The following is a 17,805-nucleotide window of genomic DNA, read 5'->3' on the forward strand; positions in this document are numbered from 1 at the left end:
TGAAAAAATGCACTCGTTAGTTGAAGGGTTGTTGCAGGGTAATAAACGCAGTGCGGCAAAATTGATCACTATCATTGAAAACCAAGAGCCGCAAAAAGAAGAAATGTTAGCCCAAATCTTTCCTCATACCGGTAATGCTTTTATTATTGGCATTACTGGCTCACCTGGAGCAGGCAAAAGCTCTCTGGTAGACTCCTTGATTCGAACTATCCGCTCCGAAAATAAAACCGTAGGTATTATCGCTGTGGACCCATCCAGTCCCTTTACAGGTGGAGCTCTGTTAGGAGACCGCATACGCATGCAAGAGCACGCTTTAGATCCAGGAGTTTTTATCCGCAGCATGGGCACCCGCGGCAGTTTAGGAGGTTTAGCCCATACTACCAGAGATGCTCTGCGAGTTTTGGATGCTATGGGGATCGATGTTATCTTAATAGAAACTGTGGGAGTAGGCCAATCAGAACTGGATATTATGAACGTGGCTGACACCACCGTCGTAGTCCTCACCCCTGGAGCAGGGGATCACATCCAGACAATAAAAGCCGGAATCATGGAAATTGCCGATGTTTTCGCCGTTAACAAGGGAGACTTACCCGGAGCAGATAAAGTCGTGACTGAAGTAGAAGCAATGCTGGATTTAGGCTGTCATACTAGCTGGCGCCCTCCAGTCATCAAAACTTCAAACTTAAAACAGCAAGGAATAAACGAACTTTGGGAAGCTATCAATAAACATAAACAATTCTTAATAGCTAATGGGTTATGGGAAGAAAACAGAAAAAAAAGGTTTGAACAAGAGGTATTAGAGATTGTGGAACTGGAACTGCGGAAAACAATTCACAAAAAAGTGGTAGATACCCCATTAATGCATGAAATTTTACAACAAGTACTTGAAAGAAAACTTGCTCCTTACAATGCAGCGATCAGTATTATTCGTCAAGGGTTAAATTTGAAAATATAAAGGTTAGAAGGGAGTTGGCGTTGCATGAATAAAGAAAATTTTAATAAGTGGCAAGAAAAATTTACTAACGCTGCAAAACGAGATTCTTCTTTTACTACTGTATCAGGTCTGCCTATCAATCCTCTTTATACCCCAGCCGATGTAGCTAATTTTGATTATGAAAAAGATTTGGGTTACCCTGGTGAATTTCCTTATACTCGTGGTGTACAAACCACCATGTATTTGGGTAGATTATGGACTATGCGCCAGTTTGCCGGTTTTGCGACAGCAAAAGAATCCAATCAGCGCTATAAATTTCTTCTTTCTCAAGGCCAAACTGGCTTAAGTGTGGCATTTGACATGCCCACCATAATGGGATATGATTCCGACCATCCCAGAGCCTATGGAGAAGTTGGCCGGGTTGGGGTAGCCATTGATTCTCTCCAGGATATGGAGATCTTATTTGATGGAATTCCTTTAGATAAAGTAAGCACTTCAATGACTATTAATGCTCCAGCTTCTGTAATCTGGTCAATGTATATAGCAACTGCCGAGAAACAGGGAGTACCATCCCATAAACTAACCGGTACCATCCAAAATGATATCTTAAAAGAATATATAGCTCAGAAATCCTGGATCTTCCCCCCGGAACCTTCTATGCGCCTGATTACCGATATCTTTAAGTTTGCTAAAGATCATGTGCCAAAATGGAATACTATTAGTATTAGTGGTTACCACATTCGTGAAGCTGGTTCTACTGCCGTTCAAGAATTAGCATTCACCCTGGCTGACGGTTTTGCCTATGTAGAAGCTGGCATCGCAGCTGGCTTAGATGTTGATGACTTTGCTCCTCGTCTCAGTTTCTTCTTCAATGCCCATCTCGACTTTTTCGAAGAAATTGCCAAGTATCGTGCTGCCCGTAGAATCTGGGCCCGGAGAATGAAAGAAAAATATAAAGCCAAAGATCCCCGTTCCTGGTTACTTCGCTTCCATACCCAAACTGCAGGCTGCTCACTGACAGCCCAACAACCGGAGAACAACATTATTCGTACCGCTTATGAAGCACTAGCCGCCGTTCTGGGGGGAACGCAATCCCTGCATACTAACTCTATGGATGAAGTTCTGGCATTGCCTACGGAAAAAGCTGTAACCATAGCCTTACGCACTCAGCAAATAATCGCCCATGAAATTGGGGTAACTAACACCATTGACCCGCTGGCAGGTTCATACTTTGTTGAAGCCTTAACCAATAAAATGGAAGAAGAGGCTGAAAAATATTTTGCCAAGATTGAGGAACTGGGTGGGGTGTTAAAGGCCATTGAAAAAGGTTTCTTCCAGAAGGAAATTGCTGATGCTGCTTATGAATATCAAAAAGCTATTGATAGCAAACGGCGAATTGTGGTTGGAGTCAATCAGTATGTCGATGAAAATGAAAAACTGGATATTGAAATCCTCAAGATTGACCCCCGAATCGAACAGGAACAAGTTGCTCGCCTGCAAAAACTAAGAGAAGAGCGGGATAATCTGCGGGTTCAAGAGTGTTTGGCTGAGCTGAGAAAGGCGGCCAATACTTCCGATAACCTCATCCCATATATTCTCAACTGTGTCAGATGCTATAGTACTTTAGGGGAAATTATCCAGGTAATGCGCGACGAATTTGGCGAATACAAAGAACAACCTTTATTTTAATCACTGGGGGAGGATAGTCATGGAACAGAAGAAAAAAATTAGAGTTTTAGTAGCCAAACCTGGCCTGGATGGACATGATCGGGGAGCAAAAGTGATTGCCCGGGCCTTGCGTGATGCCGGTATGGAAGTCATCTATACTGGCCTACATCAGACTCCGGAACAGATCGTACATGCGGCCATCCAGGAAGATGTTGATGTAATTGGCTTGAGTATACTATCCGGTGCCCATATGACCCTTTTCCCGCGGGTCAAAGAATTGTTGAAAGAACAAGGAGCAGATGATATAGTCTTAATAGGTGGAGGAACTATCCCTGAAGATGATGTTCAACAATTAAAAGAAATGAATGCAGCTGAAGAGATCTTTACACCCGGCACCCCGCTTGAGGACATAGTTGCATGGATTAACAATCGTATCGGGAATTAAAACTACAAACCTTATATTTGGCAGTAGGGGGAGTAAGAGATGTCGCAGCATCAGGAACAGTATCGAAGAAAGTTAATTAGCGCAGAGGAAGTAGTTTCTCTGGTAAAAAACGGCGACCAAATCTGGGCCCCTGTGGGCGCGGGCGAACCCCAGACTATTTTTGCAACAATTGCCAGTAATTATAAATCCCTTTTCAATGTAACAGTCAATCAAATTCTGCCCTTAAAACCCTTTTTTGCCAAAAAAGAAATGGCACCTCACATTCGCTATAACTCATGGTTTACCAGTGACATTAATCGTACAGCCGTCAATGAAGGCTGGGCCGATTTCACCGCCAACAATTTCCACGAGGTTCCTAAACTACTACGCCTTTACTGGCCAGTAGATATAGTGATGGCAAGCGTATCTCCCATGGATAAACATGGATACTTCAGTTTAAGCTTAAGTGTAGATTACACGTTTGAAGCAATTAAAAAAGCCAAAATGATTATCCTGGAAGTTAACCCCAATTATCCTCGTACCCTTGGTAATTGTTTTGTTCACATATCTCAGGTGGACTATATTGTTGAGAGCAATGCTCCAGTACCTATCCTGAATATCCCGCCAATAACAGAGGTTGAACAGAAAATTGGAGAATACATTGCAGATTTAATCGAAGATGGCTCCACTCTACAAATAGGTTTTGGTGGTATCCCCAATGCAGTTACTGCCGCCTTAAAAAATAAAAAGAATTTAGGCATTCATACTGAAATGATTACCGATGGTATGGTCAACCTTGTTGAGTGGGGTGTGGTAGATAATAGCCGTAAAACATTACATCCTGGCAAAGTCATCGGCACTTTTGCTATAGGTACTCAGCGGCTTTATGACTTCCTGGATAATAACCCGATGGTCGAAATGCATCCAGTGGACTATACCAATGACCCATATATCATCGGTCGAAACAATCAACTGGTAGCAATCAATGCCTCGATTGAAGTTGACCTTTTGGGACAATGTTGCTCTGAATCCATGGGCCATTATCAATGGAGTGCTACAGGCGGTCAGGCGGATTTCTTCAGAGGTGCCAACATTTCCCCTGGTGGCAAGGGGTTCGTTACTCTAGCTTCTACTGCCAAAAATGGTACAGTAAGTCGAATCGTCCCCGAGCTTAAACCCGGAGCTGTTGTAACCACCAGTAAAAATGATGTGGATTACGTTGTAACCGAATACGGCGTTGCCAAATTAAGAGGCAAAACAGCTCGGGAAAGAGCATTAGAGCTGATTAATATAGCTCATCCTGATTTTCGGGCTGAATTGAGAGAAGCTGCCCGGAAATATAACCTGATTTAAAAAGTATTGACAAGGTTATGGGAGGGATTAAAATGGATCTGTTTCAGGCAATTAGAGAAAGGAGAAGTATCAGAAAATATGAAGAACGTCCGGTTGAAAAAGAAAAAATAGATCTGATTTTGGAGATGGCTCGCCTTGCACCTTCCTGGAAAAATATGCAATGCTGGCGCTTCCTGGTGATTGATAAAGCTGAAAATAAGCAACTGATGTTATCCGCTTTTCCTGATGACAATCCAGGTAAGAAGGCTTTAGCTCAAGCTCCTGTAGTGATTGTTGTCTGTGCCAATCCCAGGGAATCTGGTATTGAAGAGGGAAAGGAATACTACCTGGCCGATGCAGCCATTGCTTTTGAGCATATCTGCCTCAGCGCTACAGCTCTGGGGCTGGGAACTTGCTGGATGGGCTGGTTTGATGAAAAAACTTTAAAGCAATCTTTAAATATTCCAGATGAATATAAAATTGTCGGGGTTACTCCTTTAGGTTATCCCGCCCAAGCTCCTAACCCCCGTCCCCGCAAATCTCTGCAGGAAATCGCATATTATAATGAATGGGGTTCTGGATATGATGGATAGAATCCAAATACTACAACAAAATTTACAGTCTAATGAAATTGATGGTGCCCTCATAGTCTCTGCTATCGATGTATATTATTACAGTGGTACCCGTCAGAATGCTTTACTCTGGGTACCTGCCAGCGGGGATCCTTATCTTTTGGTTAAAAAAAGCTTTAGTCGTGCTTTTCAAGAGTCCTTTTTAGCTAATGTCGAACCTCTAAAATCTCTGAAAGAGCTACAAAAGTATATAGGTCAGGCTAAAAAAATCGGTTTAACCCTGGACGTATTACCAGCCCAAACCTACTTCTATTATCAAAAACTTCTGCCTGAGTGTATTTTTCAAGATATCTCCACCCTGGTTCGGGAACAGCGTTCAATAAAGTCATCCGCTGAATTGGAAATAATGCGAAAAAGCGCCAGCATTCTTTGTCAGGTTTTTAAAGAAGTGCCTGATTTCCTGCGACCGGGAGTCAGGGAAATTGATCTCGCCGCAGAGTTTGAATATCGTGCCCGCAAAGCTGGACACGAGGGTTTAATCCGTCTAAGAGCATTTAACCAGGAATTGCATTCCGGACATGTACTTGCCGGGAAGAATGCAGCCTTCCCATCGTTTTTTGATGGACCAGTAGGCGGAAAAGGCCTTTCCGCTCCCTACCCCCAGGGCCCTTCCCGTGATGTCGTTCAACTAAATGTGCCGATTGTTTTTGATTTCGTCTGTGTTTATGAAGGATATATGGTAGACATGACCAGGATTTTTTGTCTAGGTGATCTTGATAACAAGTTAAAACAAGCTTTCAATGCAGCTTTGGAAATCCAGAATACTCTGGTCCAAAATTTAAAACCAGGGGCAGTAAGCGGTCAATTGTTTGATCAGGCCTGCTCTATTGCTGAAAAATACGGACTGCAGGATAATTTCATGGGCTATAAAGAAGAACAGGCCCGTTTTGTCGGTCATGGGGTAGGATTAGAATTAGATGAACTGCCGGTAATCGCCCTGGGAGTCAAAAACGCTTTGCTGGCAAATCAAACCATCGCCTTAGAGCCCAAATTTATTTTCCCGGAACTGGGAGTAGTAGGTATTGAAAATACTTATCTCGTAACAGAACAGGGTGGCGAAAAACTGACAGCACTGGATGATGTAATATTTTATCTCTAGTCGGAGGCTCAAAAATAATGATCAGTTTCTTATGGCGCAAGGAAGTACTACTTATACTGGCGCTTGCCAATGGCCTGGGGTCAATTTATGGTTACTACTGGTATCATCATCAACTGGCAGTTTCTCCCTGGTACTTATGGCCAGTTATACCTGATAGCCCTTTGTCAGCCAGTTTGTTTACCTTATTTCTTATTTTTCTAATCTGGAAAATTAATCTGCCCTGGTTATTTTTGCTAGCTAATTTAATGATGATAAAATATGGGCTCTGGGCTGTGATAATTAATTTAGATGTCTACTGGAGCGGACATTCCTTTGCCTGGGAAAATCTGCATTTAACCCTTTCCCATGCTGTCATGGCCCTTCAGGGTATACTTTTTCTAAGAAAAATTCGATTTGCATTCAGCGATTACTTCATAGCGTCCGGGTGGCTAATTCTCAACGACTTTATCGATTATTTCTGGCAAACCCATCCTTATTTGTTTTATGCTGAGCAAATCACAATTGCCCAGACAACCGCAAGTTTACTAACAGGTATAGTGATAATATATGCCGCCAAACGCTTGATAGCCGTTCAGTAGCTTTATTAGCCGCTAAGACGGCTTTTTTTGTTACTTGGCTGAAAAAAATAGATTATTAGCAAGATAAAAGTTTACAATATATATTAGGATAGTAGGCAGAAAGGCAGGGATCTGTTAATGTATTGTTTTTTAGATCCCTCCCGGGAAAATCATAGCCAGAACCTGGGGCATTTTTCTTTATCCGACCTGGTAGGCATCAGTCCTCAAATGGTCGATATAAAAGAAACTATTATCAAAATTGCCCCACGGAAAGCTAATGTATTAATCCTTGGAGAATCCGGCACAGGAAAAGAGCTGGTAGCCCAGGCTATTCATTATCTAAGCAATCGGCGATTTGGGCCATTAATTAAAGTAAACTGTGCTGCCATTCCAGAAAGCCTCTTTGAGGCAGAACTTTTTGGCTATGAAGAAGGAGCCTTTACTGGTGCTAAAAAGAATGGCTATCCAGGCAAGTTCCTATTATCCCATCAGGGAACATTTTTTTTAGACGAAATCGGTGAGCTGCCTTTGCCCTTGCAGGCCAAATTACTACGAGTATTGCAGGAAAAAACCATTGAACCTTTAGGAAGTACTAAATCAATCTCCATAGATACCCGAATTATTGCTGCTACTAATGCTAACCTTTCCGATCTGGTCAAATATGGCAAATTTCGTGCTGATCTATATTACCGTTTAAATGTTGTTGCTATTCATCTTCCTGCTTTACGAGAACGTAAAGAGGATTTACCTCTCTTAATAAATTATTTTATTAAAAAATTTAACCGAGAATATGGCATGCAAATAAAGGGTATTACCAAAGAAGTCTTAGATATTTTTATGCATTATACCTGGCCAGGTAATATTAGAGAGCTAGCCAACGTAATTGAAACAGCCTTTAATTTTGCCGATGGAGAGCTAATTACTGTAAATGACCTACCTCAGTCCCTCCAGTGGCCTTCCTCTCAAAATCCTGGCAGCCTTCGTACTCTGTTCGGTACCGCATCACTCAATGATATCCTGGATAATATTGAAAAAAACTATATAGTGTACGCTTTACAGATTTGTCAGGGAAATAAAGTAAAAACTGCGGAACTACTGGGTATTTCCCGACCCTGTCTCTATAAAAAACTGATTAAATACGGTTTGGAAAAGTAACCCGCTTTTACGCAGTGGGTTATTTCTTTAAATAGCAGATGTAAAGAAAAGTAACAGTAGAGAAGATTAAGTCCAAAGCCTGATTACCATTCGAGGAGAAAATCATGCCATTAACCACCTTTACCTAACCTTTAGCTACAAATCCCTGTTTCCGGTATGTTATTTGCATCAGAATATACAATGAACAACTGCCGGGAGGGATTGGGATGAATTTTGATTTGTCTTCTGAACAGGCCTTGTTACAAAAAACTGTCCGCGAATTTGCCCAGGAAGTTATTAAACCCCAAGCTAAGAACATTGATGAAAATGGAAAAGTTCCTGAAGCCATTTTAAAACAACTGGCTGAGCTGGAACTAATGGGCTTGCCATTTCCTGAAAAATATGGTGGTGCTGGCGGAGACTATATTATGTATGCTATTGCAGTCGAGGAGATCTCTCGCGCTTGTGCCAGCACTGGAATAACTTATGCTGCTCATATTTCCCTGGGTTCAGCCCCTTTTTATCTTTTTGGTACAGAAGAGCAAAAAGTAAAGTTTTTAACTCCTCTGGCCCAGGGCCACTATCTGGGAGCGTTTGGATTAACTGAGCCCAATGCTGGTTCCGATGCTGGCGGTACAGAAACCAATGCCTTGAAAAAAGATGGACGCTGGGTTATTAATGGCAGTAAAATTTTTATCACTAATGCTGGTTATGCCGGGACTGTTGTTATTACTGCAGTTACCGATCGCAGTAAAGGTAAAAAAGGCATTTCTTCCTTTATCATCCCCAGAGGAACAAAAGGTTTTTCCATTGGGAAGGAATTTGACAAACTCGGGTTACGGGGGTCCAACACTGTCCCTCTTTATTTCGATAATGTAGAGGTTCCGGAAGACTATCTGCTAGGTAAAGAAGGCGAAGGTTTTAAACAGTTTCTGCAAGTACTAGATGGGGGACGGATCAGCATTGCTGCTATGGCTGTTGGAATCGCCCAGGCCTGTCTCGATGCCTCTCTGGAATATGCTAAAACTCGAAAACAATTCGGGCAAACCATAAGTAAATTCCAGGCAATTCAGTTTAAGCTTGCTGATATGGCGGCCCAGATCGAACTGGCACGTACCATGGTTTATCGAGCTGCCTGGCTTAAGGACCAGGGTAAACCTTTTTCCTATGAAGCCGCTATCGCCAAACTTTTTGCTTCTGAAATGGCTACACAGGCAGCCTCTCAAGCCATCCAGATTCATGGTGGTTATGGCTATATGAAAGAATACCCGGTTGAGAGATATTATCGAGATGTAAAACTTTTGGAAATCGGGGAGGGAACTTCAGAAATCCAGAGGTTAGTAATAGCCCGTCATCTGGGCTGTTAAAAACAAGGGGGGTTTTATTGAATGAGCGAACTGCTAAATGTAACCATTGGCGATTTGTTTGACCAGACGGTGGAAAAATTCCCGAACAAAGATGCACTCGTATATGTAGACCGTGACTTGCGCTTAAGCTATCGTCAATTACAGGAAAAGGTAAACGAAGTAGCAAAAGCCCTTATGGGTCTTGGAATCCAGAAAGGTGAACACATTGCCATCTGGGCCACCAATTATCCGGAATGGATTTATACTCAGTTCGCTACCGGCAAAATGGGAGCTGTTCTGGTAACAGTTAATACCAACTATCGTGCTTTTGAATTGGAGTATCTCCTCAAGCAATCTGATGTTACTACTTTAATCATGATTGAAAATTACCGGAACAATAATTACATTGAAATGATAAACACTGTACTTCCCGAACTGGCAAACAGTCAACCAGGTCAAATCAACTCATCCAACTTGCCTTTATTAAAAAACATTATTGTAATCTCTGACCGCAAATACCCTGGAACCTATTCCTGGTCAGAATTTCTCCAGTTCGCCAGTCGGGTTAGTGATGCCGACTTAGCTGCTCGCCAGGCTTCCCTTAAGCCCGATGAAGTCATAAATATGCAGTATACCTCAGGTACAACCGGTTTCCCCAAAGGTGTAATGCTGACCCATTATAGCATCTTAAATAATGCTAAGTTTGTAGGTGAATGCCAAAAATTCTCTTCTGAAGATAAACTCTGCTTCCCAGTACCGCTCTTCCATTGTTTTGGCTGTGTGATGAGCACCTTAACCTGCATAGTCTATGGTGCTACCATGGTTCCCATTGAATATTTTGATCCTGTTAAAGTCCTGGAAGCTGTAGAAAAGGAAAGATGCACAGCCCTTTATGGTGTGCCAACAATGTTTATAGCTGAACTGGAAGTTCTGAATCAGCGTTCCTTTGATCTCTCTTCCCTGCGTACAGGAATTATGGCCGGAGCGCCCTGTCCTATTGAAGTGATGAAACAGGTTGTGGAAAAGATGAATATGCGGGAAGTAACCATCGCTTATGGTCAAACCGAGTTCTCGCCCGTGATCACTCAAACCAGGACAGATGATCCCATTGAATTGCGGGTCACAACTGTGGGGCGTGCTATTCCTCATGTTGAAGTCAAGATCGTCAATCCCGAAACTGGTGAGACCCTGGGCCCAGGCCAGCAAGGAGAATTGTGTGCCAGAGGCTTTGGTATCATGAAAGGTTACTATAAAATGCCAGAAGCAACCCAGGCTGCTATCGATAATGAAGGGTGGCTACATACCGGGGATTTAGCAACTATGGATGAAAACGGATATTGTAAAATCACTGGCCGCCTCAAAGATATGATTATTCGCGGTGGTGAAAATATCTATCCCAGGGAAATTGAAGAATTCCTCTATACCCATCCTAAAATCCTGGATGTTCAGGTGGTCGGTGTCCCGGACATAAAATATGGTGAAGAAGTAGCTGCTTTTATTCGCTTGAAAGAAGGTGAAGTATTAACAGAGGAAGAGGTACGGGAATTCTGCACTGGCAAAATCGCCCGTCATAAGATACCCCGTTATATCAAGTTTGTTGACCTTTATCCCTGCACTGCCTCCGGAAAAGTGCAAAAATTCAAGTTAAGGGAAATGGCGATCAAGGAATATGGCCTTGAAGCAGCCGCTAATATAGAAACGGCATAAAGGCAGGGCCCTCAGGTTGGCCCTGCCTGAAAAGAGAGGGGGATAGGTATGGCGGAAAAGCTGTGGGAACCTGGCCCGGAAAGAATACAAAAAACTAACATGTATAATTTCATTAACTATGTTAATGAAAGGTACAATCAAAAGCTTGAAGATTATGACGGATTGTATCAGTGGTCTATTAACGATATAGAGCAGTTCTGGGTATCAGTTTGGAATTTCAGTAAAATAATCTTTTCCCAGCCCTATCATACTGTACTGAAAAACAGCTCGGACATGTTTAACAGCAAGTGGTTCGAAGGAGCGAGTTTAAATTTTGCCGAAAATCTGCTACGACATTATAACCTGAACAAACCGGCAATTATCAGTATAAATGAACAAGCGGAGATTAAATCTCTATCTTATCCTGAGTTATATGCAGCAGTGGCCCGTACTGCTGCATATTTGCAACAGCTCGGAGTAAAACCTGGGGACAGGGTAGCAGGATATATGGCCAACATACCGGAAACGGTTATCGCAATGCTAGCTGCTACCAGCATTGGTGCCATCTGGTCTTCTTGTTCACCTGATTTCGGCGTCAATGGGGTAATAGACCGCTTTGGGCAAATAGAGCCGAAAGTTCTTTTCACTACCAATGGCTATTTCTATAATGGCAAACTTTTTGATTGTACGGAAAAAATTATACAAATTACTGGCGCCATTACCAGCATTGAATCAGTTGTACTGGTCCAATATGTTCAGGAAATTCCGTTACCTCAGCTCAGTTTGTCAGCTATAGCTTTCTCGGATATTCAAAAACAATTTTCTGCCCAGCCCATTATTTATACCCAGTTACCTTTTGACCATCCAGTTTATATACTATATTCTTCTGGAACTACAGGAAAACCAAAATGTATTGTTCATGGTGCCGGCGGAACTCTGTTACAACACATGAAGGAACTGATTTTGCACACGGATTTAAAACAGGATGACATTATTTTTTACTATACCACCTGTGGCTGGATGATGTGGAACTGGCTAGTTTCCTCACTGGCTACGGGAGCAACCATAGTTTTATTTGACGGTTCTCCCTTTCACCCTCATCCGGGTATTTTATGGGAACTGGCTGAAAAGACTGGTATTACCATTTTTGGTACCAGCGCAAAATATATCTCTTCATTAGAGAAAACCGGAATAGAACCTGGTAAAGAATATGATTTATCCAGAATCAAAACGATTTTATCCACAGGCTCCCCATTAACTAAAGAAAATTTTTATTATGTATACCAAAAGATTAAATCCGACGTTCAGCTCAGCTCTATTTCCGGTGGAACAGATATTATATCCTGCTTTGCTCTAGGCAATCCCCTGGGTCCTGTTTATGCCGGTGAATTACAATGCCGCGGTCTGGGAATGAAAGTAGAAAGTTATGATCCTGAAGGTAAGCCCCTGATTAACCAGAAAGGAGAATTGGTCTGTACCGCTCCTTTTCCGTCAATGCCGCTGGGATTCTGGAATGATCCCGAACGCCAGAAATATTATCAGGCTTATTTCAATGTTTATTCCAATGTCTGGTGCCATGGTGATTTTATCGAAATAACTGACCGGGGCGGAGTGATCATCTACGGTCGTTCTGATGCTACCCTCAATCCCGGTGGGGTAAGGATAGGTACAGCCGAGATCTACAGGCAGGTGGAAACTATCCCTGAAATCCTGGATAGCCTGGTAGTTGGACAGAACTGGCACGACGATGTGAGAGTAATACTATTTGTTAAATTAAAACCTGGTTTTACTTTAAATGAACAGCTGGTAAACCAGATCAAAACAGTTATAAGAAAAAACGCTACTCCCCGCCATGTGCCAGCTAAGATCATTGCTGTACCTGATATTCCATATACCATCAATGGCAAAAAAGTTGAGCTGGCTGTGCGCAATGTCATTCATAATGAACCAGTTACCAATAGAGAAGCACTGGCTAACCCGGAAGCCCTGAATTATTTCAAAGATATACCTGAATTACAACAGGAGTAAAGGAGGGGAGGGAGAGAAGATGTTTAAAAAAGTTTTGATCGCCAATCGAGGGGAAATCGCCTGCCGTATCATTAAAGCCGCCAAAACATTAGACATAAAAACAGTAGTTGTTTATTCAACTGCTGATGAAAACACTTTACCCACCCGGCTGGCCGATGAAGCCATTTGTATTGGCCCACCACCCGTGGCCCAGAGTTACCTGCAAATGGATAAAATCCTCGAAGTCGCTCTGCAAACTGGTTGTGATTGTATTCATCCTGGCTATGGCTTATTATCGGAAAATGCCAAATTCGCTGAAAAGGTGAGGGAAAATAACCTGGTTTTTATTGGCCCCAGTCCTGAGATCATAGCTGCCATGGGAGATAAGGTAGCTGCGCGTAAAACGATGGCTGAGATTGGGATTCCTTTACTCCCGGGCAGTGATGAGATTGAACATCTTGAAGAAGCCAAAAAAATGGCCGAGAACATCGGTTTCCCGGTAATACTAAAAGCAGCCAGTGGCGGTGGCGGAATTGGTATGGCCATTATTAATTCCCAGGCTGAGTTAGAGCAAATGTGGTCATCGGTGCGCCAACGGGCCCAGGCTTATTTCGGCAATCCCGTTATCTATGTAGAGAAATATCTGCCTAATCCCCGGCATATTGAAGTACAGATATTAGGGGATGAACATGGGCATTGCCTGGCTATCGGGGAAAGAGATTGTTCCATTCAGAGGAGACATCAAAAAGTGATTGAAGAAGCACCGGCTCCCAACTTGCCGCAAGAAGTGCGTGAGCAACTTTTCGACCTTGCAGAAAGAGCAGGTACCAGTCTGGGCTATGTAGGGGCAGGAACATTTGAATTTCTTGTAGATGAAAATTATAACCTGTACTTTCTTGAAATGAATACAAGAATACAGGTAGAACATCCTGTCACGGAAGAAGTAACCGGCTGGAATCTGGTGGCCTGGCAATTTCAACTGGCAGCAGGTGCAGCTTTGCCTACAACACGTCCCATTAGTAAGGGATGGGCTATAGAAGCACGACTTTATGCTGAAGATGATAAAACCTGTTTGCCTGCCCCAGGAAAAATAGAAACTGTCATCTGGCCTGAAATACCTGGTATAAGAATTGAGACCTGGATAGAATCCGGTCTCAAAGTAACCCCATATTATGACCCCTTGTTAGCCAAAATTATTGCTCATGGGGAAACCAGAGATGAAGCACGTTTAAAGTTAATACAAACTTTAACCAATCTAGAAATTACAGGTATAAAAACCAATCGCAATTTACTGGTTGCTATTCTAACAAGTCAGTCTTTTCAATCAGGTAAATATAATACGCAATTTTTAACAGAATTTCTTAAATTATACTAGAAGGAGAGGATAAACATGAAAGAAATTACAGCTCAAATGGCTGGAATTATACTGGCACTCAGGGTGAATGTGGGAGATGTGGTTGCACCAGGCCAGGAGATCGCAGTGCTTGAATCCATGAAAATGGAAATCCCATTGACCAGCGAATATGGCGGCACTGTGGTAGAAATCTCCGCTCAGGTTGGCGATTTTATTAACGAAGGAGATTGTATTTTAAAACTGGAATAAACAGATTTTACAATGAAAGGGGATGGGGCCCATGTTAGCCAATTTGCCAAAACAGGTTACAATTTGGGAGGTGGGCCTCAGAGATGGCCTGCAAAATGAAACAAGGTATATTTCTGTTGAGGAAAAACTGGAATTGATAAATGGTTTAATTCAAAGTGGGGTTAAAAACCTGGAGGTAACAGCTTTTGTAAGCCCAAAGTGGGTTCCGCAAATGAAAGATGCCAGTGAATTACTGGCAAAAATGGAGAGACCCTCAGAATGTAACATTAGTGCCCTTGTTCCCAATGAAAAAGGCCTGGAAAAAGCCCTGGCAGCTAGATTAAATGAAATCGCCGTAGTTGTATCCGCCAGTGAAGGCCATAACCTAAAAAATTTAAATAAAACAGCAGATGAAGCCATTCGGGAGGCATTGCATCTAATCTACAAAGCCAATGTGGCGGGGCTCAGAGTGAGGGCCTACCTTTCCACCGCCTTTGGTTGCCCTTATGATGGTCCAGTAAAAATAGAAAGAGTAATGGAGATCAGTGAAAAATTACTAGGGGCAGGAGCTTACCAGGTCTCCCTTGGCGATACTATCGGGATAGCCCATCCCAAACAGTTACAGGAAAGTCTTAGCCTGATTACTCGACGAATTCCTCCCGGTAAATTGGCCTTACATTTACATGATACCCGGGGCATGGCCCTGGCCAATACCATCATTGGTCTGGAATACGGAATTACCACATTTGATTCTTCTTTTGGTGGTCTCGGTGGCTGTCCTTATGCTCCTGGAGCCAGTGGTAATGTAGCAACTGAAGATCTGGTTAATATGCTGCATGCTATGGGCTGTCAAACCGGGATAGATTTGGACCGTCTGGTGTTAGTATCAACCCGGGCCCAGGCTATTCTGGGTAAGCGGCTACCCAGTAAAATTCTGCAAATCTATCGCCGTACCAGGGGGGAATAGAATGAGCTTTTTAATTCAACAGGAGATTATAGAGGGCAATGGTCTTCTCCTCACTATAAATCGCCCCGAAGTATATAATGCCCTCTGTTATCCCCTTTTAACTGAATTAAAAGAACTGGTTTTCCAATTATACCATTCAAATTTGCGGATAATGATTATCACCGGAGCTGGTACAAAAGCCTTCTGTTCCGGTGCAGACCTGAAGGAAAGAGATTCAATGAATGATGATCAGGTCTTGCAATTCATTGATACTATCCGAGACACTTTTCAGTTGATTGCCAATTTGCCCTTTCCTGTAATTGCAGCAATAAATGGAGTGGCTTTTGGAGGTGGTCTTGAACTGGCCCTTGCCTGTGACCTGCGCTTGGCTTCAGAACAGGCCATGCTGGGATTAACTGAAGTTGCTCTTGGCATCATACCAGGAGCAGGAGGTACGCAAAGGCTGGCGCGTATTATCGGTCCCGCCAGGGCCAAAGAATTAATTTTTACCGCTGCCAGATTCACAGCCAGGGAAGGGGAAAAGATTGGCTTAATCAATCATGTTTATAAACCTGAAGATTTGTTACCAAATGCCTTGGGTCTAGCCGAAAGGATTGCCCAACATGGACCATTAGCTGTTAGACAGGCAAAAACAGCAATAAACCGAGGTCTTAATATGAGTTTGGATGATGCACTATACTGGGAAACCAGCTGTTACCGCCAGCTTATCAATACCGCTGACCGTCGCGAGGGGCTGACTGCTTTTAAAGAAAAGAGGCTACCACAATTCCAAGGCAAATAGGGGGTAGGGAGCATGTTAGGATTGGATAAATTTCATGAGATAGCCAACCAGATCAAAAAGGGCGGCGCCGAAAAATATCATCAGCAGGCACAAGCCCAGGGAAAGATGTTCGTACGCCATCGTCTGGAAATGCTTTTAGATCCAGGTAGCATGCAGGAAGACGGCTTGTTTGCTAACTGCCAGCAGCCCGACCTACCTGCCGATGGGGTAGTGACGGGATATGGAAAAATTAATGGGCAACCGGTATGTTTTATGGCTAATGACTCCACCGTAAAAGCTGGATCATGGGGCTGGCGCACAGTAGAAAAGATTATCCGCATTCAGGAAATGGCTTATAAACTGCGTTTGCCAATGATTTACCTGGTTGATTCAGCCGGAGCCAGAATCACCGACCAGGTGGAAATGTTCCCCGGCAGACGCGGTGCAGGTAAAATCTTTTATAACCAGGTTAAAATGTCCGGGGTAATACCACAAATCTGTTTGCTTTTCGGACCTTCTGCTGCCGGAGGAGCTTATATACCTGCCTTTTGTGATGTAGTAATCATGGTAGAGGGTAATGCCAGTATGTATTTGGGTTCCCCCAGGATGGCTGAAATGGTTATCGGGGAAAAGGTGACCCTGGAAGAAATGGGAGGAGCCATGATGCACTGCAGTGTCAGTGGCTGTGGTGATGTACTGGTAAAAAGCGAGGCAGAGGCCATTGCCTGGGCCAAACGCTATTTGTCTTACATGCCAGCCAATAATCAATGCTCTCCTCCGAGCCTGGAAGGGAAAAAGCCTGCAGCTGGCAAGCCACTGGCAAATATTATCCCGGCCCATCAGAATATACCCTTTGATATGTACGAATTCATCAAGGGGATAGTTGATGAAGACAGTTTTCTTGAGATTAAAAGCCTTTTTGCTCAGGAAGTGATTACTGGACTTGCCCGCATTGAAGGCCATGTCTTTGGCATTATCGCCAACCAGCCTAAAGTGAAAGGTGGTGTTCTCTTCGTTGATTCAGCTGACAAAGTAGCAAAATTTGTTTGGTTGTGCGATGCCTTTAACATACCACTACTGTTTTTAATGGACGTTCCAGGCTTTATGATCGGTACCAAAGTGGAAAGAGCTGGAATAATTCGGCATGGAGCCAAACTAATTTATGCTATTTCTGAAGCGACTGTGCCCAAATTTTCCGTGGTAGTACGTAAAGCCTATGGCGCTGGGCTATATGCCATGTGCGGACCTGCTTTCGAACCTGATGCCTGTCTGGCACTGCCCTCAGCTCAAATTGCAGTCATGGGCCCGGAAGCAGCAGTAAATGCAGTATATGGCAATAAAATTGCCCAGCTAGAAGGTGAAGAAAAGCGCAAATTTATCGAGAGCAAGCGCCAGGAATATCAAGAGGATATAGATATATATCGTTTGGCATCTGAGTTAGTGGTAGACGGTATTATTGCCCCCGAAAATTTACGTTCTGAAATTGTTAACCGCTTGGATTTTGCCCGTAATAAACAAAGGCATTTCAGTGATCGCCGTCATGGTGTTATACCGGTCTAATTAACTGAAAATTTGAGCCAACGGTCAATTTTTGAGAGTTTTTGGCCGTTGGCTCTTTTTTGTTTATTATAATGAATTTTCACCTCTCAATTCTTCCATTCCAGTTATGGTTAACCT

The 17,805-nt window shown here is 43.0% G+C and carries 16 protein-coding genes; all 16 read left to right on the forward strand.

Annotated elements, in window-relative coordinates:
- The first annotated feature begins 7 nt into the window (after nt 1-7).
- Nucleotides 8-955 (forward strand): methylmalonyl Co-A mutase-associated GTPase MeaB, encoded by a 948-nt coding sequence (gene meaB, locus JDF658_RS06625; protein WP_078664458.1) that lies wholly within the window; start codon nt 8-10, stop codon nt 953-955.
- A gap of 24 nt (nt 956-979) precedes the next feature.
- Nucleotides 980-2,623, forward strand: coding sequence for a methylmalonyl-CoA mutase (locus JDF658_RS06630; protein ID WP_078664459.1), 1,644 nt, complete (start codon nt 980-982; stop codon nt 2,621-2,623).
- A 19-nt stretch (nt 2,624-2,642) separates the two neighbouring features.
- A complete protein-coding gene (locus JDF658_RS06635; protein WP_078664460.1) occupies nt 2,643-3,047 on the forward strand; it encodes a cobalamin B12-binding domain-containing protein in 405 nt (134 codons plus the stop codon).
- Nucleotides 3,048-3,086: 39 nt separating this feature from the next.
- Nucleotides 3,087-4,379, forward strand: a complete 1,293-nt coding sequence (locus JDF658_RS06640; RefSeq protein ID WP_078664461.1) for an acetyl-CoA hydrolase/transferase family protein — start codon at nt 3,087-3,089, stop codon at nt 4,377-4,379.
- A 32-nt stretch (nt 4,380-4,411) separates the two neighbouring features.
- Nucleotides 4,412-4,951 carry a nitroreductase family protein gene (locus JDF658_RS06645; protein WP_078664462.1) on the forward strand — a complete coding sequence of 180 codons (540 nt, stop codon included), beginning with the start codon at nt 4,412-4,414 and terminating at the stop codon, nt 4,949-4,951.
- The gene (locus JDF658_RS06650) at nt 4,941-6,089 is read left to right on the forward strand and encodes a Xaa-Pro peptidase family protein (RefSeq protein ID WP_200805650.1); all 1,149 of its coding nucleotides are present in this window, start codon (nt 4,941-4,943) and stop codon (nt 6,087-6,089) included. Before JDF658_RS06645 ends, JDF658_RS06650 begins: the two co-directional genes overlap by 11 nt.
- A 17-nt stretch (nt 6,090-6,106) precedes the next feature.
- A complete protein-coding gene (locus tag JDF658_RS06655) occupies nt 6,107-6,667 on the forward strand; it encodes a DUF1405 domain-containing protein (RefSeq protein WP_078664464.1) in 561 nt (186 codons plus the stop codon).
- 117 nt (nt 6,668-6,784) lie between these two features.
- On the forward strand, nt 6,785-7,801 hold the full coding sequence (locus JDF658_RS06660) for a sigma-54-dependent Fis family transcriptional regulator (RefSeq protein ID WP_078664465.1): 1,017 nt from the start codon (nt 6,785-6,787) through the stop codon (nt 7,799-7,801).
- Between the two features lie 206 nt (nt 7,802-8,007).
- The gene (locus JDF658_RS06665) at nt 8,008-9,147 is read left to right on the forward strand and encodes an acyl-CoA dehydrogenase (RefSeq protein ID WP_079906897.1); all 1,140 of its coding nucleotides are present in this window, start codon (nt 8,008-8,010) and stop codon (nt 9,145-9,147) included.
- A gap of 21 nt (nt 9,148-9,168) precedes the next feature.
- The gene (locus JDF658_RS06670; protein WP_079906898.1) at nt 9,169-10,833 is read left to right on the forward strand and encodes an AMP-binding protein; all 1,665 of its coding nucleotides are present in this window, start codon (nt 9,169-9,171) and stop codon (nt 10,831-10,833) included.
- A 48-nt stretch (nt 10,834-10,881) separates the two neighbouring features.
- Complete coding sequence (locus tag JDF658_RS06675) at nt 10,882-12,840, forward strand: acetoacetate--CoA ligase (protein ID WP_079906900.1); 1,959 nt, start codon at nt 10,882-10,884, stop codon at nt 12,838-12,840.
- A gap of 19 nt (nt 12,841-12,859) precedes the next feature.
- A complete protein-coding gene (locus JDF658_RS06680; RefSeq protein ID WP_079906901.1) occupies nt 12,860-14,194 on the forward strand; it encodes an acetyl/propionyl/methylcrotonyl-CoA carboxylase subunit alpha in 1,335 nt (444 codons plus the stop codon).
- A gap of 15 nt (nt 14,195-14,209) precedes the next feature.
- Nucleotides 14,210-14,422, forward strand: a complete 213-nt coding sequence (locus JDF658_RS06685) for a biotin/lipoyl-containing protein (protein WP_078664470.1) — start codon at nt 14,210-14,212, stop codon at nt 14,420-14,422.
- 31 nt (nt 14,423-14,453) lie between these two features.
- A complete protein-coding gene (locus JDF658_RS06690; protein WP_200805651.1) occupies nt 14,454-15,368 on the forward strand; it encodes a hydroxymethylglutaryl-CoA lyase in 915 nt (304 codons plus the stop codon).
- A gap of 1 nt (nt 15,369) precedes the next feature.
- Nucleotides 15,370-16,149, forward strand: a complete 780-nt coding sequence (locus tag JDF658_RS06695) for an enoyl-CoA hydratase-related protein (RefSeq protein WP_078664472.1) — start codon at nt 15,370-15,372, stop codon at nt 16,147-16,149.
- 12 nt (nt 16,150-16,161) lie between these two features.
- Nucleotides 16,162-17,688 (forward strand): acyl-CoA carboxylase subunit beta, encoded by a 1,527-nt coding sequence (locus tag JDF658_RS06700; protein WP_078664473.1) that lies wholly within the window; start codon nt 16,162-16,164, stop codon nt 17,686-17,688.
- The last annotated feature ends 117 nt before the right edge of the window (nt 17,689-17,805 follow it).

It is taken from the genome of Carboxydocella sp. JDF658 (assembly GCF_002049395.1).
Classification (GTDB): Bacteria; Bacillota.